General features: G+C 61.3%; 14 protein-coding genes. 7 read left to right on the top strand and 7 right to left on the bottom strand.

Translation table 11 applies throughout. The features are described 5' to 3' along the window. Positions 1–53 precede the first annotated feature (53 nt). The 3 genes from BMY98_RS12400 (at position 54) to pgm (ending at position 6,248) form a co-directional block, all read left to right on the top strand. Positions 54–1,451, top strand: a complete 1,398-nt coding sequence (locus BMY98_RS12400; protein ID WP_074889428.1) for a GntR family transcriptional regulator — start codon at positions 54–56, stop codon at positions 1,449–1,451. A 708-nt stretch (positions 1,452–2,159) separates the two neighbouring features. Continuing rightward, the gene (locus BMY98_RS12395) at positions 2,160–4,430 is read left to right on the top strand and encodes an ATP-dependent DNA helicase (protein WP_074889425.1); all 2,271 of its coding nucleotides are present in this window, start codon (positions 2,160–2,162) and stop codon (positions 4,428–4,430) included. A 174-nt stretch (positions 4,431–4,604) separates the two neighbouring features. Next, the gene (gene pgm, locus BMY98_RS12390; protein WP_074889422.1) at positions 4,605–6,248 is read left to right on the top strand and encodes a phosphoglucomutase (alpha-D-glucose-1,6-bisphosphate-dependent); all 1,644 of its coding nucleotides are present in this window, start codon (positions 4,605–4,607) and stop codon (positions 6,246–6,248) included. 841 nt (positions 6,249–7,089) lie between these two features. On the opposite strand, the gene BMY98_RS12380 is transcribed toward pgm, so the two are convergent. Further along, positions 7,090–7,785 carry a pirin family protein gene (locus BMY98_RS12380; protein WP_074889419.1) on the bottom strand — a complete coding sequence of 232 codons (696 nt, stop codon included), beginning with the start codon at positions 7,783–7,785 and terminating at the stop codon, positions 7,090–7,092. 373 nt (positions 7,786–8,158) lie between these two features. Here BMY98_RS12380 and BMY98_RS12375 point away from each other — a divergent pair, with 373 nt between their 5' ends. After that, positions 8,159–10,600 carry a UvrD-helicase domain-containing protein gene (locus BMY98_RS12375; RefSeq protein WP_175514165.1) on the top strand — a complete coding sequence of 814 codons (2,442 nt, stop codon included), beginning with the start codon at positions 8,159–8,161 and terminating at the stop codon, positions 10,598–10,600. An 18-nt stretch (positions 10,601–10,618) separates the two neighbouring features. Here the strand turns inward: BMY98_RS12375 and BMY98_RS12370 are convergent, their stop codons facing one another. Beyond that, positions 10,619–10,882, bottom strand: a complete 264-nt coding sequence (locus BMY98_RS12370) for a DUF1652 domain-containing protein (protein WP_425438869.1) — start codon at positions 10,880–10,882, stop codon at positions 10,619–10,621. Between the two features lie 409 nt (positions 10,883–11,291). Between BMY98_RS12370 and BMY98_RS12365 the strand changes: the two genes are divergently transcribed. Then, entirely contained in the window at positions 11,292–12,917 is a 1,626-nt protein-coding gene (locus BMY98_RS12365) for a methyl-accepting chemotaxis protein (protein WP_074889415.1), read from the top strand. 351 nt (positions 12,918–13,268) lie between these two features. On the opposite strand, the gene BMY98_RS12360 is transcribed toward BMY98_RS12365, so the two are convergent. The 5 genes from BMY98_RS12360 to BMY98_RS12340 form a co-directional block, all read right to left on the bottom strand. Continuing rightward, a complete protein-coding gene (locus tag BMY98_RS12360) occupies positions 13,269–14,249 on the bottom strand; it encodes a 2-hydroxyacid dehydrogenase (RefSeq protein WP_074889412.1) in 981 nt (326 codons plus the stop codon). A 14-nt stretch (positions 14,250–14,263) separates the two neighbouring features. Then, positions 14,264–15,580: an MFS transporter gene (locus BMY98_RS12355; protein WP_074889408.1), complete on the bottom strand. Its 1,317-nt coding sequence runs from the start codon at positions 15,578–15,580 to the stop codon at positions 14,264–14,266. A 70-nt stretch (positions 15,581–15,650) separates the two neighbouring features. Next, on the bottom strand, positions 15,651–16,616 hold the full coding sequence (locus tag BMY98_RS12350; protein ID WP_074889405.1) for a sugar kinase: 966 nt from the start codon (positions 16,614–16,616) through the stop codon (positions 15,651–15,653). Beyond that, positions 16,609–17,430, bottom strand: a complete 822-nt coding sequence (locus BMY98_RS12345) for a sugar phosphate isomerase/epimerase family protein (RefSeq protein WP_074889402.1) — start codon at positions 17,428–17,430, stop codon at positions 16,609–16,611. The genes BMY98_RS12350 and BMY98_RS12345 overlap by 8 nt, the downstream gene beginning before the upstream one ends. 106 nt (positions 17,431–17,536) lie before the next feature. After that, positions 17,537–18,520: a LacI family DNA-binding transcriptional regulator gene (locus BMY98_RS12340; protein ID WP_083398783.1), complete on the bottom strand. Its 984-nt coding sequence runs from the start codon at positions 18,518–18,520 to the stop codon at positions 17,537–17,539. A gap of 577 nt (positions 18,521–19,097) precedes the next feature. On the opposite strand from BMY98_RS12340, the gene BMY98_RS26775 reads away from it, so the two are divergent. Together BMY98_RS26775 and BMY98_RS12335 are read left to right on the top strand one after the other, a co-directional pair. Then, positions 19,098–19,298, top strand: coding sequence for a hypothetical protein (locus tag BMY98_RS26775; protein ID WP_139214486.1), 201 nt, complete (start codon positions 19,098–19,100; stop codon positions 19,296–19,298). A gap of 164 nt (positions 19,299–19,462) precedes the next feature. Continuing rightward, the gene (locus tag BMY98_RS12335; RefSeq protein WP_425438868.1) at positions 19,463–20,098 is read left to right on the top strand and encodes a hypothetical protein; all 636 of its coding nucleotides are present in this window, start codon (positions 19,463–19,465) and stop codon (positions 20,096–20,098) included. Positions 20,099–20,351: the final 253 nt, after the last annotated feature.

Genomic DNA, 20,351 nt, shown 5'->3' with positions numbered 1-20,351 from the left:
CGACGGGGCTCTTTCTCAATGACCCTGCGCCTTGCGCATGGAAGGGGTGTTCGATGAATAACAACAAGACCGACTTCGCCTACCAGATGGTTTACCGCTACCTGCTCAGGCTGACCAACGAACTGTCGGCCGGGCCGGCTGTGCGCCTGCCTTCGTTGCGGCTGTTGGCGCGACGGCTGCGCGTGTCTATTTCCACGGTGCAGAACGCCTACAGCCTTCTCGAGAAGGAAGGGCGCATCTGCTCCGTGCCCAAATCCGGCTATTTCGCGTTGCCCAACCCCTGCAACGAGCTGCCGCTGGAAGGCGGTGACGTGTTCACGCGCTTTCATGCCAGCGCCCGGCGCCCTGACATGTTCGTCTTTGGCGCCGACGAGCCAACGCTGCTGGTGTCCCTTCACGGCGCGCTGCTGAGCGTTGAGCGCGACCTCATGCGTCATTATCCCTGCCAGCCCGACCCGCGTTTTCAGCCCTTCGGCGATGTCGAATTGCGCACGGCCCTGGCCGGCGACTACACCTCGTCCACCGAGCATTGCTGGCACCCGGACAACGTGTTCATCGGGCCGGACAAGACCGGCGTGCTGAAAACCGTGATCGAAGCGTTGCAACTGCGCGACGGCGCCGTGCTGGTGGAGTCGCCGTGCGGCTGGAGCATCCTGCGCACGCTGCAGACGTACGGGATTCGGGTGATCGAAGTCTGCACCGACGCACAAGGGGGGATTGATGTCGATGAGCTGGGTGCGGTGATCCAGCGGGAAGGCGTGAAGATGGCGGTTGTGTCGTCGCAGATGGACCCGGTTCGTGGGCAGCTGATGACGGCCGTGCTGCGTGCGCGGATGGCGGAGGTTCTGAACCTGCACGGGTTGTGGGTGCTGGAGAACGATACCCATGGCGCGTTGTGTTTTGAGGACGACCGTTCGCCGTTTCGGGATTTGATTGATCCGCAGCGGCTGTTGGTGTTGGGTGCGTTTGACAAGATGATCGGGCTTGAGGCGCCGTTCGGGTATCTGTTGAGCCGGCATTCGCGGGCGCTGTTGCATCAGCAGTGGCTGTTGCGCTCGTTTCGTTTGCCGCCGGTTCGGCAGAAGGCGATTGCGCGGTTGTACGCGTCGGGGCAACTGGATCGGCATATGGGTGAGTTGCGTGGTTGTCTTGAGCAGCGGGTCGGTGAGTTGGCGAGCGGGGTGGAGGCGTATCTGGGGGATGAGGTGACGTTTGTGCGTCCTCGGGGTGGGGCGTCGATCTGGCTGGAGAGTGTGCATCGGGTGGATACGGCGCGGGTGTTCAATCGGCTGCTGGAGCAGCGGATCGTGGTGGCGCCGGGGGAGTTGTTCAGTGTGCGGGGGTTGCATCAGCAGTGTTTGCGGATCAGCGGGACGGTGGATTGGGATCAGAATATTGAGTCAATGCTGGTGATTATTCGCAATGCGCTGGTTCAAGAGCGGTTGGGATAGGTCCCTTTAGATCAAGATCAAGATCAAGATCAAGATCAAGATCCTTAAGATCAAGAGCGTCTGCCTGGGGGCAGACTGTTTCGCCTTCGGCAAGTTACTTGGAAAAGTCGAAAGTCGCACCATCCCCAAGTAACCAAGGGTGCTTGCTCTCGGTTGGGTTCCTCCTTCGTCGGAATACCCTCACTCCGACGACGTTCCGTGGGCCCGCGCCGAACGGACATCCATGTCCTGACGGCGCTCTCGCCGCATCCATGCGGCTCGGCCCACTGCGCGTCGTCTACGTTCGGCCTGCACCAAAGTCGCGTTTGGTGGTGTCTGGGCTTTTTGTGTATGAAGATCAAAAGCGCTGAGCAGATCAAGAGCTTCCCGGCTGAAGCCGGTCCCACAGTCGAGGTCGCCGCAACTCTCACTGACTGCACGCGCTGCTTTTTAGTGGGACCGGCTTTAGCCGGGAAGAGGCCAGTTCATGCACTATCAATTTTGATCACTAAAGCTGGCTTATTGATCGTTCCCACGCTCCGCGTGGGAACGCATCCCCTGGCGCTCTGCGCCGAAATCCGTCCGCCAATCCATTTCCGTTTGCCTCCACCGCTTTGAGCTGTTATCTGTACGTCCGTCCAGTGTTCCGATCGACGGCCAGCCTTTTCAGTGACTTCCATTCCCGGCATTTCCCCCGATACCCGCGCAGCTTCCGTCGAGCCTGCGGCGGTGGCGGCTGTCGATCCGGAAACGGGGTATCGGGTGGCGGTGCGGGAGTTGTGCGAGTTCACGGCGAAGGCGGGGGATCTGGATTTGCGGTTTACCCCGTCGCCCACGGCGCAGGAGGGGATTGCCGGGCATCGGACGGTGGCGGCGCGGCGTGGGCCGCAGTATCAGTCCGAGGTGGCGTTGAGCGGGGTGTTTCATGAACTGAGGATTCGGGGCAGGGCGGACGGCTACGATGCTGCGCTGAACCAGCTGGAGGAGATCAAGACCTATCGCGGCGAGTTGAGCAGCCTGCCCGCCAACCACCGACAGCTGCACTGGGCCCAGGCCAAGGTCTATGGCTGGCTGCTTTGCCAGCAGTTGCAGCTGGCCGAGGTCAATCTGGCGCTGGTGTATTTCAACATCATCAGTGAGCAGGAAACCCTCATTCAGCAGCGTTTCACGGCAGCCGAGTTGCAGGCGTTTTTCGAGGCCCAGGCGGGAATCTTTCTGCAGTGGGCGCGGCAGGAATTGGCCCATCGCGACGCCCGCGACCATGGGCTCAGCGCTTTGAAGTTTCCCCACGCCGGTTTTCGTACCGGACAGCGGGCGTTGGCCGAGTCGGTGTACAAGGCGGTCAGCACCGGACGCTGCTTGATGGCCCAGGCGCCCACTGGCATCGGCAAGACCATCGGCACCGTGTTCCCGATGCTCAAGGCCGCGCCCACGCGCAAGCTGGACAAGGTGTTTTTCCTGACCGCCAAGACCCCGGGGCGCAAGCTGGCGCTGGATGCGCTGAGCGTGATCGGGCGAAGTGCGCCGGAGTTGAGCCTGCGCGTGCTGGAAATGGTCGCGCGGGACAAGGCCTGCGAATACCCGGACAAGGCCTGCAACGGGGATTCATGTCCGCTCGCCAAGGGTTTTTATGACCGCCTACCCGCAGCGCGGAGCCAGGCAATGATCAAGCCGTGGCTCGACCAAGCGGGGGTTCGTGAGGTCGCGCTGGGTCATCAGGTCTGTCCGTATTATTTGAGCCAGGAGCTGGCGCGCTGGTCGGACGTGGTGATCGCCGACTACAACTACTATTTCGACCTCAGCGGCATGCTGTTCGGGCTCAGTCAGTTCAATCAGTGGCGCGTCGCGGTGCTGGTGGACGAGGCCCACAACATGGTCGAGCGGGCGCGGTCGATGTACAGCGCGACCCTCGATCAACACAGCATGAATCAGGTAAGGCAGAGCGCGCCGGTACCGGTGAAAAAAGCCTTGCAGCGGCTTAACCGCGACTGGAACGCCCTGCACAAGGAGCAAGTCGCGCCTTACCAGGCCTACGCCGCCACACCGGCCAAATTTCTCAACAGCCTCAATCTGTGCATCACGGCGTTCGGCGACTATTTCAACGAGCACCCCCACGCGGCCAACGGCGAGCTTCAGAGCTTCTATTTCGAGGCGATCCAGTTCGGCCGCATCGCCGAGCTGTTCGACGAACATTTCCTGTTCGACATCAGCAAGCGTGAGCTGGGCAGCAAGTCGCTGTCCCGGCTGTGCCTGCGCAATGTCGTGCCGGCGGGTTTCGTGCGTCCCCGTCTGACCGCTGCGATCAGCGCGGTGCTGTTCTCCGCGACCCTTAATCCACGGCATTTCTACCGTGACTTGCTGGGCCTGCCCGACACCACGGCGTGGGTCGACGTCGAGTCGCCGTTCCAGCGCTCGCAGCTGGACGTGGAAATCGTCAGCCGCATTTCCACCCGCTACACCCATCGGCAGGCATCGCTGGCGCCCATCGTCGAGCTGATGGCGCGGCAGTTCGAGGCGCGGCCGGGCAATTATCTGGCGTTTTTCAGCAGCTTCGATTACCTGCAGCAAGTGGCCGATTTGATGGAGCGCAGCCACCCCGATGTACCCGTCTGGAAGCAATCCCGGGGCATGGCGGAAACCGAACGTCAGACGTTTCTCGAACGTTTTACGCCGGCCAGTCAGGGCATCGGTTTTGCGGTGCTGGGCGGGGCCTTCGGCGAGGGCATCGACCTGCCGGGCGCGCGGTTGATCGGGGCGTTCATCGCCACTTTGGGTCTGGCGCAGATCAACCCGGTCAACGAGCAACTCAAGCAGCGCATGAGCCTGTTATTCGGTGCCGGTTACGACTACACCTATCTCTACCCCGGCATGCAGAAAGTGGTGCAGGCGGCGGGTCGGGTGATTCGTGGTGTGGAGGATCGCGGCGTAGTAGTGCTGATCGACGATCGTTTCGCCGAGCGCAAGATTCAGCAACTGTTGCCGGCGTGGTGGCAACTCTGATCAGCGTCTGTTAATTGTCTCAGGACGTTATGGATCAATAGCCGAGCGCCACGGTCCAACTGCCAGTAAACTGCCGCGGCACTGTCATTTCAGGCGGCGTTTCAGGTTGCTTCCCGCCTCGTCGGGACCTTTTCTTCTTGTCATTTCCCTATTTTTCATCCACGGAGGTTTCGCATGAGTATCAGTCCATTCGCGGGCAAACTGGCGCCTGCAGAATTGCTGGTCGATCTTCCTCGTCTGGTGACGGCCTATTACACCGGTCAGCCCGACGCGTCGGTGGCGACCCAGCGTGTTGCCTTCGGTACCTCCGGGCACCGCGGCAGCTCCTTCGAATTGAGTTTCAACGAATGGCACGTGCTGGCCATCAGTCAGGCGATCTGCCTGTACCGCCAGGCCAACGGCATCGACGGCCCGTTGTTCCTCGGTGCCGACACACACGCGCTGTCGACCCCGGCGGCCGCTTCGGCGCTGGAAGTGCTGGCGGCAAACGGCGTCAACGTGATGATTTCCGAGGGTGATGAATACACCCCGACGCCGGCGATTTCCCACGCCATCATCTGCTACAACCGCGGGCGCACGACCGGTCTGGCCGACGGCATCGTCATCACCCCTTCGCATAATCCGCCGGAAAGCGGCGGCTTCAAGTACAACCCGCCCAACGGCGGCCCTGCTGATTCGCACATCACCAAGTGGATCGAGAACAAAGCCAACGAATTGCTGGCCGAGCGCATCGTCAACGTCCAGCGCATCACCCACGAAAAAGCCCTGCGCGCCGACACCACTCATCGCCACGACTACATCAACACCTACGTGGCGGACCTTAAGAACGTCATCGACATGGACGCCATTCGTGGCGCCAACCTGCACCTGGGCGTTGATCCGCTGGGCGGGGCGGGCGTGAATTACTGGTCGGCGATCGGTGAGCACTACGGCCTGAATCTGGAGGTGGTGAACAAATTTGTCGACCCGACCTTCCGCTTCATGAGCGTGGACTGGGACGGCAAGATCCGTATGGACCCGTCGTCCAATTTCGCGATGCAGAGCCTGATCGGTCTGAAGGATCGCTTCCAGGTGGCCTTCGCCTGCGACCCTGACCACGACCGCCACGGCATCGTCACGCCAACCGGTGGTCTGTTGGCGCCGAACAATTACCTGGCGGTGTCCATCGATTACCTGTTTCAGAACCGTCCTGAATGGCGTGCGGATGCGGCCGTCGGCAAGACCGTGGTCAGCAGCGGCATGATTGATCGCGTGACCCAGCGTCTGGGCCGCCGTTTGTATGAAGTGCCGGTGGGCTTCAAGTTCTTCGCCGAAGGCTTGTTCGAGGGTTCGCTGGGCTTTGGCGGTGAGGAAAGCGCCGGTGCGTCGTTCCTGCGTCGTGACGGAACGGTCTGGACGACGGATAAGGATGGTTTGATCCCGGCATTGCTGGCCGCAGAGATCCGCGCGCGCAAAGGCCGTGACCCAAGCGAGATGTACAAGGCGCTGACCGATGAGTTGGGCGAGCCGGTGTCGACCCGCGTTGAGGCGAAGGCCAATTTCGAGCAGAAGGCGCTGTTGAGCAAACTGTCGCCGGAGCAGGTGACATCGACGGAGCTGGCAGGGGAGAAGATTGAGAGCATCCTGAGCAAGGCGCCGGGCAATGATCAGGCGATTGGTGGCTTGAAGGTCATTACCGAGAACGGCTGGTTCGCCGCGCGGCCGTCGGGGACTGAGGATATTTACAAGATCTATGCCGAGAGCTTCAAGGGCGAGGATCACCTCAAGCGTTTGGTCGAAGAGGCGCAAGTGCTCGTTGACGGCGCGATAGCGCCTTGAAGGTACGTAGATCAAGAGCGTCTGCCTAAGGGCAGACTGTTTCGCCTTCGGCGACTTACTTTTGAAAAGCACCAAAAGTAAGCAAAAGTGCCTGCTCTCGGTTGGGCCCGACTTCGTCGGGTTCCTTCACTCCGGTGTCGCTCCGTGGGCCCGCCGCCATCCGCCATCCATGGCGGGGGGGCGGCTCTCGCGGCATCCATGCCGCTCGGCCCACTCCGCGAAACCTGCGTTCAGCCTGCACCCAAGTCGCGATTTGTGGTGTTTGGACTACCGCGTAGAAGATCAAAAGCAAAAGCAAAAGCTTCCCGGCTAAAGCCGGTCCTACAAGGGCGCGGCGTGTCAGCTTATGGTTTGATCGTTCCCTCGCTCCGCGTGGGAATGTATCCCGTGACGCTCCGCGTCAGTTCTGCAAACTGGACGCGCGTCGTCTGCAGGACGCAGAGCGTCCGGGGCGGCGTTACCACGCGGAGCGTGGGAACGATCAGAAAGAGCGGCGGCGATCTCCACTGTAGGACCGGCTTTAGCCGTGAAGCCCTTGATCTGCTCTTGATCTTTGAACACAAAAATCCCAAACACCGCCAATCGCGACTTTGGTGCAGGCTGAATGGAGGTTTCGCGGAGTGGGCCGAGCGGCATGGATGCCGCGAGAGCCGCCCCCCGCCATGGATGGCGGATGGCGGCGGGCCCACGGAGCGGGACCGGAGTGAAGGAACCCCGAGGAACGAGGGGCCAAACCAGGAGCAGGCACTTTTGCTTACTTTTGGTGCTTTTCAAAAGTAAGTCGCCGAAGGCGAAACAGTCTGCCCTTAGGCAGACGCCCTTGATCTTGATCTACCGCTTTTCAAGCCACATCCACGAGGACAATCTCGCTGTCTTCGAGGGCCGTCACCCGCAACACACGCTCATCCTCAACCGCCACACCATCCCGCGATTCAGCACGAACGCCGTTGACCTCGATAACGCCCGTCGCAGGCACCAGATAAGCCCGGCGGCCCGCATCCAGCACGTACTCAGCGGACTCACCGGCCTTCAGATTCGCCGCCACCAACCGGGCATTGGCCCGAATCCGCAGCTCGATATCGTCATCCGCCTTGCCGCTTGCCAGCGTCACGAAACCTTCGCGGTCGCCTTTCGGAAACGGCTTGGCGCCCCAGGACGGCGGAGCACCCACCTCGTCCGGCATGATCCAGATCTGGAAAATGCGCGTCTCCTTCGACTCCAGATTGTATTCACTGTGCGCCACACCCGTGCCGGCACTCATCACCTGCACATCGCCGGCTTCGGTACGGCCACGGTTGCCCAGGCTGTCCTCATGAGTGATGGCGCCCTCACGCACATAAGTGATGATCTCCATGTCCCGGTGCGGGTGACGCGGGAAGCCCGTGCCGGCTTCAATCACGTCATCGTTCCACACCCGTAGCTGGCCCCAGTTCATCCGGCTCTCGTCGTAATAACTGGCGAACGAGAAATGGTGATGGGCGTTCAGCCAGCCGTGGTCTGCGCCGCCAAGGGATTTGAAAGGTCGAAGTTGCAGCATGATCACTTCCTCCGTAGCAGGGCCGGGCCTGTGGCAGGGCGCCGCTGGTGATGACTTGTCAGTCGATGGGGCAATGATCTATCAACTAATTATCGATAAAAAGCGTAAGTTCTGCATGAATGCAATCGGTTAATTCGATGTTTTTCGATGTGTGCAGGCGATAAAGAACGTGCCCTTTATCGGCTAACTCCCTGACGGCAAAGCATTTCACTGGAGCTGAACGACGAATGGGGCGACCATAGGCGCCCTGTCGAAAACGCTGATATCCGGAGCCCGCGTGCCGCACGATTTTTCCGCCGAGCTACCCACCGAGCCAAACCCGCTGCCGCCCGACCTGAACACCCCCGAACGCCTGCCGTTCTTCAAACGGCTCATGGCCCGCATGATGGGCGGGGGCTTGTCGCGCATGCAGGCGCAGCACGTGCCGTCGTGGCACCAGGGCCACGCCGATGGCTACCTCAATGGCCATGCCGAGGGCATGAACGAGGGTTACGCCGAAGGTCATCTGGATGGCATTGAAGAAGGCCGTCAGGTGCTGGTGATTCGCGACACCCGGTCCCTTGAGCACCGCGGTCCACGGGTTGACGATCACCTGTTCGACGACTGGCGGCTGGCGCTGACCAACGAGCTGAAAAAGCGGATCAAGGCAGACGTCGCCGAGAAGCTGCCTGCTCACGCGCAACCTACCACCGCTCAGTGGAAGATGATTTTCAGTGACAACCCGTCGACCTACGTGATCGCCGGCGCCGGGGCGGGCAAGTCGACGTCGCTGGTGTTGCGCGTGCTGCTGCTGAACCACTACCTGGGCTTCGAGCTGGACGCCATGACCGTGGTGACCTTTACCCGCGAGTCGCGCAAGGATTTCATCAACAAGCTCATCGAGATCATGGCGCTGTGGGGGCATGAGCTGACCCTGCGTCAGGCCCGCGAGGTGGTGCGCACGTTCCATTCGCGCATCCTGCCGCTGGTGCGCAGCCTGCCGGGTTTCGAGCAGTTGCAGGCCTTCGAGAACCTCAGCAGCCAGTCCGGCCAGCTGTTCGACGACAGCGCCGACAGCAACCCTTTTGACTTGCGCATCAATGACGCCCAGCGCCAACAGTTGAACCTCTGCTACCGCGATCTGTACGCCGCCAATCCGCGCTTTCGTGAAGTCATGGCGCCCTTGTACCGGCAGTCCCTGCAACTGAAGGAACTGGACCGCGATCATCCGGACGTGCAGAAGCGCATCACCGTGATGGGCCTGTCGTCCAAGCGCGACGAGGAACTGTGCGACGTCATCGAAGACCTGTGGATTCGCGCCGGCGCGTGGCCGATTCAGGGCGTCGAGCCGATGCGCCAGACGGTCGAAGTCAGCGGCCTGACCTTCCACGTCCACGGATATGCCGCCGAGCTGGATGCCTGGATTGTCCTTGGCTTCGACCCGAGCGAAGACCAGCACCTGCGTCGCCCGGACGCCAAGTTGCCGGTGTGGGCCGAGTGGGTGATCAAGCGCACGCTGTTTCAGGCGTTCTGCCGCAAGCCGGTCATCTGGCTGGAAAATTACCAGGCCTCGCGGGGCATGATGCAGTCTTTGTCCGGCGCGGCCGTGGCGGGTCCGGGGTTCGATTACAAAGTCAAAGGCGAGCTGAGCGCGGCGCCGCTGCTGGACTGTTTCGTGGCTGCCGCCAGTTTCATCGAAAACCTCGGGCTGGACGTGCCGGACGCCGTGGCGCAGATGAGCTTCTCGGATCAGGACCCTGACCGGTTTTTCTTCGAGGCGCTGAGCCTGTTCTGGAAGGCCTTCGAGAATCACTTGCTGGACCAGTCACCGCCGGTGATGACCTATAACCGGATGTTCTCGCTGTTCGGTGAAAACTCGCCGGAGAACCTCAAGCTGGTCAGCGATGCAGGCTTGCGACCGCTGTCGCATTTGATGATTGATGAGTTTCAGGACGTCTCGCCGCAGATCGTCTCGTGGATCCGCGCGAGTCTGCGCGAGATCCGCAGTCGCGGCCCGGCGCTGCATGCCGGGCGCGGTGCCCAGCGTTCATCGCTGTTGTGCGTGGGCGATGACTGGCAATCGATCTACGGCTGGCGCGGCAGTTCGCCGAAATTCTTCATGGAGTTTGCCAAGGAGTTTTCCTCGCCCGCGACCACCAAGGTCATGCTCAGCGACAACTTCCGCAGCCATCAGCACATCATCGACGCCGCCGAACATATCGTGCGCGCTGCGCCGGCGATCAGCGGCAAAAAGGCCCGCGCCAGCGGCGCTGAGCAGGAGCTGGTGCCGGTGACCGTACTGGACCGCGACGATGACCGTTTGCTGGCCAGCCTGACGCAACATTACAACGCCGGCGACTCGGTGCTGCTGCTGTACCGCAAAGGCAGTGAACGCAGCCGCCTGCCGGAAGCCTTGCAGGCCCTCGCCGATGCCGATTACAGGCTGCCGCCCCAGGACCGTCGCCTGAAGCAACTGACCTACCACAGCGCCAAGGGCCTGCAGGCAGACGCGGTGTTTCTGCTCGGTGACTGCCAGCATCTGACGCAGTCGCCGTACAAGAATCAGGTCTATCAGCTGGCGGGTCTGGGTCGGGAAGGGGATCTGGAAGCGTTCGACAACGCGCAGAAGGATGAGGTGTTGCGCCTGGCCTATGTGGCGATCACCCGCGCCGTTCGCCACTGCTACTGGTTCATCGACGCAGCGGGAAACGACGATGCCAATATTCCGCGCGCATCGGCGCGAGTTGCAGGGGACAAGCCGTTTTTCGACGATCGCCGAGGCACTGCTTCACTCAGCACTTCGTTGAGCACTTCAATTGGCACTTCAGTCGAATAGGGCAGGAAGCTCAGGCGCTCAGGCCCGATTGAGGTACAGAGAGCGCCTGGGAATGAAAGTTTCCACCTCCAGCTCAATGGCCTCAATGATGCGTTCCACGTCTGCCGCATTCATCACGCTGGCGCAGGGGATGGCGGCGATGGCGATCACCGTCTCGCCGCTGGCCCTGTCGAACAGGCGGGCCACCATGCTGCCGGGCGCATCCATGTTGGCTTCGAAGCCCACCGGATGAAAATGCCAGCGCATCAGCTGGCAGGCGTTCGGGAACGTCACTTTATTCATGAGCCCACCTCGTTCAATCGAGCACTTCACAAGCTCCGCAGGGTAGGAAAACGGCAGGTCTGTCCAGGTTTCGGCGGCGATCGACGCGTCGCGTGAGGAAGCCTGGCCCGCAGACCACGAGTCAGGTAAAGGTAGCACCGAGTCCTGTCAGTGTCGGTAAATAAATCCTCGCCCATTAAAAATTTCATCTTTAGTTGATCCTGGTCATAAATCGCTTATATCCAGGTGCATGTTTAAACATAGGCTGAATCGTTATAGCTATCTAAAAGCTCTTGTATGAAGTAAGGCAGCATAAATAAATCTCTATAAACGTTTAATGCGCTCGCATGAAAGTTAAGGTGTTGCCGATAACAGGACGAGTGACAATAAAAAGACGCCACGCAGTATCAGCCTTCCAGAGAGATCATCCATGTCGATAAGAAACATGAACATTGCGCCTCGCGCATTCCTGGGATTCGCTTTCATTGCCGCGCTGGTCATTGGCTTGAGCGTTTTCTCCATCCACCGAATGGCGCAGATCCGCCAGGCCACCATCGACATGGAGTCCAATCAGCTGCCAAGCATTGGCTACCTGAGCGGGATGCTGGAGAACAGCCTTCGCTTGCGAATCACCTCATTCCGCACACTGGTTAACCGTGAGCCCGCCTCCCTGCGAGAGGTCGAAGGCCGTATTGCCGAATTGATCGGCAAGTTGCAGGCCGCCAAAAAAGCCTATGCCGCGCTGCCGGCCGAGGTTGAGGAGCTGACGGTGTATAACCAGTTTGAAGCGACGCTGGCAACGTTCCTCGACATTCAGGCCAACGTGTTGGACTTGTCGCGTCAAGATAAGGTTGAAGACATGCGCGCCTTGATCAATACCCGCATGAAAGAAGCCACTGATCTCATGGGTGTGCAGATCAACCAGTTGATCGCCCTGAACACCAAAAGCGCCAATGAAGCGGGGGAGATCTCCAGAGCTGAATATGAAAGCGCCAACCTCAGCATGATTGCTGTTTCAGGGGTTGCCGTCCTGCTGACTATCATGCTGGCGTGGTTGCTCACCCGGAGTATTGTTAACCCGATGACCCGGGCGGTTCGCGCCGCGGAAGGGATTGCCTCGGGCGACCTGACCCGTCCCATCGACGTCGACGGCAAGGACGAAGCAACCCAGCTGTTGCGCGCCCTGGCGACGATGCAACGCAATCTTCGCCAGACCATTGAGCTGATTGCCGGCTCGTCCACGCAACTGGCGTCGGCGGCCGAAGAACTGAGCGCGGTGACCGAAGAGTCCTCCCGCGGTTTGCAGCAGCAGAACAACGAGATCGAGCAGGCGGCGACGGCGGTCAACGAGATGACGGCGGCGGTCGAGGAAGTCGCGCGCAACGCGGTGTCGACGTCCGAGGCGTCACAGCAGTCCAATCAGGCTGCGCGTGAGGGCCGTGATCGGGTGATCGAGACGGTGAAGTCTATTCAGGACATGACCCGGCAGATCCAGACCACTTCCGGATTGGTCGAAGGTCTGGCGGCCCAGGGCCGTGATATCGGCAAGGTGCTGGACGTGATTCGATCGATTGCCGAGCAGACCAATCTGTTGGCACTCAACGCCGCCATCGAGGCCGCGCGGGCGGGGGAGGCGGGTCGCGGGTTTGCCGTCGTCGCCGATGAAGTCCGGGCACTGGCCCACCGCACCGCAGAATCGACCAAGGAAATCGAACAGATGGTCGCGGGGATTCAGACCCGCACCGGCGACGCCGTGCAATCGATGTCACGCAATACCGACAGCACCCGCACCACGTTGAGTCTGGCCGGTTCGGCGGGTGATGCTCTGGAGGTGATCACCGTAGCCATTGCGCAGATCAACGAGCGCAACCTGGTGATCGCCAGTGCATCGGAGGAGCAGGCGCAGGTGTCGAGGGAAGTGGACCGCAATCTGGTCAACATCCGCGACCTTGCCGCGCAAACGGCGGCGGGCGCCCACCAGACCAGCGCAGCCAGCCATGAGCTGTCGCGGCTGGCGGTTGATCTGAAAGCGATGGTGGCGCGGTTTGTGGTTTAACGCAGACGGTGCACGCCGGGATTTTGTGTGCGCCGACGATTGCGTGGGTTGCCGAGATCCATGGCAGGAGCACGCTTGCCCGCGAATGGGATCTGCCAGCGCCAGCCATTTAGCCTGACCCATCGCATTCGTCCGATCGCGGCCCGCAGCAAGCCGGCTTCGGGTGGGATCTTCGGCTCACCCTTTCACTGCGTCGAACGCAAATTAGCCTGTAGGAGCAATCGGAGGTTACGACGGTCGCGAAGGCGGCGGATCTGTGACATCGGCGTTGTTTGACCCAATGCTTTCGCGGGCAAGCGCGCTCCTACAGTTTTGTGCCCATGTTCGAGCCGTCTCCTACCGTCTGGATCTTCAACCGCGCCACGCAGCGGGGTTGACCAGATCCTTCGGTCGCTCGCCCGCCAGGGCCGCCAGAAGGTTGTCCACGGCACAGCGGGCCATGGCCTCACGGGTTTCGTGGGTTGCCGAGCCCATGTGCGGGGTTGCCACGACGTTGTGCATCTTCAACAGCGGCGAACCCGGGCTAACCGGCTCCTGTTCGAAGACATCCAGACCCGCCGCGCGGATCTGGCCCTTCTGCAGCGCGGCAATCAGCGCCTGTTCGTCCACCACCTTGCCCCGGGCGATGTTGATGAATATCGTCTCCGGGCGCATCTGCGCGAACTGCTCGGCACCGATCAGCCCCTCGGTTTCAGCGGTCAGCGGCACGGTCAGGCAGACGAAATCAGCCTCGCGCAACAAGTCTTCCAGGCTGCGATAGCGGGCATCAAACCGCGCTTCCACCGCAGGCTTCGGGGAATGGCTGTGATAGATCACCGGCATCCCGAAACCGAAATGACCCCGTTGCGCGACGGCTTCGCCAATCCGGCCCATGCCGATAATGCCCAGTGTCTTGCCATGCACGTCGGAGCCAAAGTGTGGCGGCCCGATGTTCTGTTTCCACTGGCCGTCGCGAACCATGTTTGCCAGTTCCACCACCCGACGGGCCGTGGCCATGATCAGTGCAAAGCCAGTGTCGGCGGTGGTTTCGGTGAGCACATCCGGGGTGTTGGTGAGCAGAATGCCGCGCCGCGTCAAATAGGCGATGTCGTAGTTATCGACCCCCACCGAGACGCTGGACACCGCTTTCAGCTTCGGCGCCAGGTCCAGCAGTTCGGCGTCCAGTTTCACGCTCGCGCCGAGCAAGGCATCGGCGTGGGGCAGGGCGTCGCGAAGGCGGGCCAGGCCTGCGCTGGATTTCGGATCATCGATCAGCGTGACCTCGGCTTGGGCTTGGAGGCGCTGCATCAACGGCGCCGATAGTTTCTTGTAGAGCACAACATGGTGAGTCATCGAAAGGCTCCGGATCAGGAATGGGCAGGGGCAGGACCAACGCCGGGTTTGTCACTCAGGGGCCGGGCCTTGCTGTCCGGCTTGAGCAGCAGCGTCAGCACCACCGACACCAGCAGCGCGCCGCTCATGAACAGGTACGACGCGCTCAACGTGCCAGTCACGCCGTTGAGGTAGCCGACGAGGTAGGAACCGGCGAAGGACCCCAGCGCGCCGAGGCTGTTGATCAATGCCATCGCGCCACCCGCGACGTTGGCCGGGAGGATTTCCGGGACGATGGCGAAGAACGGACCATAGGGCGCGTACATGCAGGCGCCGGCAATGACCAGCAGCGAGTAGGACCACCAGAAATGCTCGGTGCCCAAGGCGTACGAGCCGTAGAACGCGACGGCAGCCAGCAGCAGCGGCGGCCAGACAAACGCTTTGCGTTTCTGGGTTTTATCCGACGCCCACGACACCAGGACCATGCCGATCACCGCCGCAAGGTACGGCAGGGCCGAGAGCCAGCCGGCTTCGACCATGTCCATCTGCATGCCTTTCTTGATGATGGTCGGCAGCCACAGCACGAAGCCGTACACGCCGATGCTCCAGCAGAAATACTGCGCGGCCAGCAGCAGGACCCGCGGGGAGCGGAAGGCTTCGGCGTAGTTTTTCACCGGTTTGATGCCGACCTGTTCGGCGTCGAGGCGCGCTTGCAGTTCGGTCTTCTCTTCAGCCGTCAGCCATTTGGCCTGGGCTGGACGCTCGTCCACCAGACGCCACCAGATAAATGCCCAGATCACCGCCGGCAGGCCCTCTACGATGAACATCCAGCGCCAGCTGAAGTGCGCCACCAGATAGCCGGACACCACCGACATCCACAGCATCGTCACCGGGTTTCCGAGGATCAACACGGTGTTGGCGCGCGAGCGTTCGGCCTTGGTGAACCAGTAGCAGAGGTACACCAGCATCGCCGGCATCACGGCCGCTTCGACCACGCCAAGCATGAACCGGATGCCGATCAGCATGTAGGCGTTGGAGACGATGCCGGTCAGTGTGGCCAGGCCGCCCCACAGAATCAGGCTGACGAAGATGAGTTTTTTGACGCTCTTCTTCTGCGCATAGATCGCGCCAGGCACTTGGAAGAAGAAGTAACCGAGAAAGAACAGCGCCCCCAGCAGAGACGACATGCCCGGCGTGATATTCAGGTCCTCGGCCATCCCCGAGGCAGCGGCGAAGCCGTAGTTGGCGCGGTCCAGGTACGCCAGGCTGTAGGTGATGAAGACGATGGGCATGATCAATAGCCAGCGACGTTTAAGGCCGGCGTGTTTCACGGATTCGAGCAGCTTGTCCATTTCAGGCTCCCTGAGCATGTTGTTTTTGTCGCAGCAGGTGATGGAGGTTCGGTGTGTATAAAAGTGAGGTTCAGGCGCTCTGTCGTCGCGTGCCTGCCGAGACGTTGGCGGCATCGAGGGCGGCGCGGCAGGGCAGGCCTTCCATGTCGCCACGGCTTTGCACGGCCTGGCTGCCGACCCAGTTGCCGCGGGCAGTGGCCTGTTCGAACCCGAGGTTTTCCAGCAGCGCGCTGATCACGCCGACCGCAAAGCCGTCACCTGCGCCCACGGTGTCGACCACCTTGGTCACCGGCACGCCGGGCAAGAACGCATCATTAAGCTGGGTGCGGTAATACGCGCCCTTGGCGCCGAGTTTGATGATCACCGCCTCGACGCCCATGTCCAGGTAGAAACGGGCGATGTCCGCCGGGGTGTCGAAGCCGGTGAGCAGCTCACCCTCCGCCAGGCCCGGCATGACCCAGTGGGCTTGGCTGGCAAGGTGGTTCACTTCACGGATCATCGTCGCCTGGCTCGACCACAGCGAAGGCCGCAGATTGGGGTCGAACGACACGCTGCGACCGGCCTCGCGCATTTGCGTCATCAGCACGTGGGAAAGCTCCCTGCAGGTGTCGGACAGCGCCGCTGGAATGCCGGTGGCGTGCAGATGCCGGGCCTTGAGCAGCTCGGGAACGATGTCGTTGACCGACAGGTGACTCGCCGCCGAGCCGCGACGGAAGTACTCGACCACAGGGTCCGCGCCTTCCAGCTCCAGGGACTTGAACTGAAAACCGGTAGGGTGCGAGGCGTCCACGGTGACATGGCCGCAATCGACGCCTTCCTGTTGCAGGCTGTCGGTGACGAAGCGGCCCATGGAGTCGTTGCCGACCCGGCTCAGCCACGCGACCTTGAAGCCCAGCCGCGACAGACCAATCGCCACGTTGCTGTCGGCGCCGGCGATGCGTTTCTCGAAGTGGCGAACCTGCGCCAGGTCACCTGTTTGCTCGGCCACCAGCATGGTCATGGTTTCGCCGAAGGAGAGAATATCGATCTCAGACATGGCTCAGCGCCTCCGTTTCCGTTGCGTTGGATTGAGTGGATCGCGACTGGCCGAGGCGGGCGAGCAGGGCAACCTGTTCGCGGGTCACCTGCAGCAGGTCATCGCCTTGCAGCGGGTATTCAACGGCTCGGGGCAGGTTCACCGGCATGTGCTGGATGAGCTGCTCCCACTGTTGCAGGTCGGCCGGCGCTGGCGGCACGGCGATGAGTTTGCCTGCGGCGTTGACCGTGATCGCCTTGCAGTGCAGGTACTCGACGTAACGGCCCAACTGCTGCGCGGCGTCGCGGGCGGACTGTTCCTGCCAGCGCCAGTTGCCGATGTCGAAGGTCATGCCGATGGGCATTTGCAGTGCGGTGATCTGCGCGAAGAACTCCACGAAGGGCTCGATGCGGCCGCCCTGTTCGGTCTGATCGTTTTCCACCAGCAAGTGAACGTCGTAAGGCGCAAGGCGATCGGCCAGCGCGGCAACGTCGCAGTGCTCGCCAAAATGTCCCAGCGATACTTTGAGCCAGAACGCACCGCACGCGGTGGCGCGCTCAAGGGTCGGTCGAAGTTCAGGGTTCGGCTGCGTGTCGCCTTCGAGCCACAACTCAAGGGGCGCCGAGTACAGGCATTCCAGGCCCTGAGCCGCAATGGCACGGGCGAGGGCAGGGAAGTCTTGATCGTGGAAGCTGGGGCTGAACAGCTCTTCCCGCAGCTCGATGCGCTTGACGCCAGCATTGGCCAGCAGCGGGATGAAACTGGCCTGGCCTTGCCCACGTACATGATCGGCACCGTAGGCGCCCAGGCTGATGGCAACGGATGGTAGGGTCATTATTATTGTCCTCTGAAACCGGTTACATTTTTGTTCGAACGAGCGAATCGAGTAAAAGTTCGCGTCGGGGTGCAAGGGTTGACCTGCGGTATCTGTCAGGCAGATGTCAGGTCTGTCGTCGGGTCGAGCCGCGGGCGATCAGTTGCGCGGGGAAGTCATATAGCCGCACTGGCTCCTGATCACCGCGCAGTCGGTTGAGCAGGCACTCGAAGGCGGTGATCCCCATTTCGTGGGTGGGCTGCGCGAGGGAGGTGATGCCGCTGCCGACCAGCGGGTACCAGTCCAGCTCGTCGAGGGCGATCAGGCCGATATCGTCGAACAGGTGGCAGCCCAGCTCATGCAGTTGACGGGTGGTGATCAGGGTAGCGACGCCATTGGCGGTGAACAGTGCTTTGGGGCCGGGGCCTTGCTGAGCGAGGAAGTCGCGCAACCGGTCGTGCAGTGGGTCGCCGGTTTCGCAGACCTGGCCACGCATGCCGGCGCGCTGGGTGATCTGTTGTTTGAAGGCGTCGACCCGCTCAAGCCGCGAGCTGGTGCCGTCCTGGGGTTCGGTGACCATGAGCACGTCGCGGTAACCGGCGTCCTGCAGATGATCCAGTGCCTGCCGGACCGCCGTGACGTTGTCGAGGCCGACGAGGTCGCTGCGCAGTTCATCGACCTTGCGGTCCACCAGCACCATTGGCAGTTCGCTGTGCAGTTCGCGCAGCTCGTCGAGGTGATGGCCGAGGGTGTTCACGATCAGGCCTTCGATGTTGTACGAGCGCAGGGCCGCGAGGTGCAGGCGTTCCTGTTCGTCGTCGCGGTCGGTGTTGCACACGACGAGGCTGTAGCCGTGCTTGCGGCAGGCGGTTTCGACGCCGTGCATGACGGCGATGGAGTAGGGGTTGCGGATGTCGGCGACGAGCATGCCGATCAGGCGGGTGCGGCCGCGTTTGAGGCCACGGGCCATTTGGTTGGGGCGGTAGCCGAGGGTGTCGATGGCCTGTTCGATGCGTTTGGCGATGGCTTCGGACAGCAGTTGGCGGTCATCGCCGATGAAGCGCGAGACGCTGGCCTTTGAGACGCCGGCGAGGTCGGCGACGTCGTTCATGGTGACGCGGGTGCGCGTCGGGGTGGAGATGCTGTTCACGGCCTGGACCTTATTGGATTTATCAGCAGGCTTGATGGGAGAGCTATTTGGCTCTGAAACCGGTTTCAGGAGACACCAGATCTTTGTGGGCGTCAATACGCCGTGAAGGGCATCTGCCTAACGGCAGATATTTCGCCTTCGGCGTTTTTAGATCAAGAGCGTCTGCCTGAGGGCAGACTGTTTCGCCTTCGGCGAGTTACTTGATAAAGCCCCAAGTAACCAAGGGCTTGTGCTCCTGGTTGGGCCCGACTTCGTCGGGTTCCTTCACTCCGGTCTCGCTCCGTGGGCCCGCGCCGAACGGACATCCATGTCCTGACGGCGCTCTCGCAGCATCCATGCGGCTCGGCCCACTGCGCAAGACCTGCGTTCAGCCTGCACCCAAGTCGCGATGGGTGTCGTCTGGGCTTTTTGTTTACGAAGATCAAAAGCGCTTTTAAAGCAGATCAAAGGCTTCCCGGCTGAAGCCGGTCCCACAGGGGGGAGGCGGTGCTTTTAGTGGGACTGGCTTTAGCCGGGAATGGACGCGGAGGGTCCCCGGATGCATACCCACGCCAGGCGTGGGCACTATCAGCAGGATCATGGGCGCGCGGCTGTTGCCTTTGATCTTGACCCTGAAAACGAATCGGCACAGCGCTCTTCAGCCAACATGAGCCCGAGGCTCAAAACAACGGCATTTGACCGTTCGGCGATTAATCCGGCAAATCAGGTGGTTGCGTGCAACCTCTTGAGCGTTTTCTGATCTGATTGGCATTCGTTATACGGAAATATTCGTTCGCCATACTGCACCGAGCCACACGCTGACAAGGACGTTGCATCGGGCGTCACGCCCATCACGAACCATCAGAATTCCATGCCGATATGAGCCTTACAACGCCTCCTATGTTGTCCCGCGCGATGCAGCGCATGACCTATTTTCTGTTGCCGACTCTGCTGATCGCTTCCGCTATTTTCTGGTTCGCCGCCGGTAAAGGCGTGCACGCCGAGGCCAAGAACGGCACCCAGACGCTGGTGTTTCTACGCCACGCCGAAAAGCCCGAAACCGGCCTGGGCCAGTTGAACTGCCAGGGCCTTAATCGCGCCATTGACCTGTCCACTGTGCTGCCGAACACCTTCGGCAAGGCCGACTTTATCTTTGCGGCGAACCCCAGCCGCCATGTGGAAGAGGGCGAGCACGATCATTCTTACAGCTACCTTCGCCCGCTCATGACTGTCGGTCCTAGCGCGATCAAGCTGGGTCTGCCGGTCAATATCGACTTCGCCGCCAATGACACCGGTGATCTGGCCGATGAGCTGATGCGCGACAAATATCACGACGCCACTATCTACACCGCCTGGTCCCACGGTTACCTGCCGGAGCTCATCAACAAAGTCGCCGAGGAGGCGTCGGGCAAGAAGCTCAAACTGGTTGACGACTGGATGGCCGGGGACTTCGATTCAGTGCTGGTCCTGACCCTCAAGTGGAACGACGGCAAGGCCACCCTGCAGTATGAAAACTACAAGCAAAACCTTGATGGCGGGGCCGTGGGCTGCCCGAGCTGATGGGGACCCATCGGATCTCTTAGTGGGACCGGCTTCAGCCGGGAAGAGGCCAGTGTGATCACCCTCAATTTTGCGGTGTGACCCCTGACGCTTTCCCGGCTAAAGCCGGTCCCTCAGTCGAGGCGACATCCAGTTTTGCTGAGTGCACGCGATCTCTTGGTGGGATCGGCTTCAGCCGGGGAGAGGCCAGTGTGATCACCCTCAATTTTGCGGTTTGACTCCTGACGCTTTCCCGGCTAAAGCCGGTCCTACA

It is taken from the genome of Pseudomonas graminis (genome assembly GCF_900111735.1).
Lineage (GTDB): Bacteria > Pseudomonadota > Gammaproteobacteria > Pseudomonadales > Pseudomonadaceae > Aquipseudomonas > Aquipseudomonas graminis.
Note: the sequence above shows the minus strand (reverse complement) of the source record. Positions and strands in the feature narration are given on the sequence as shown.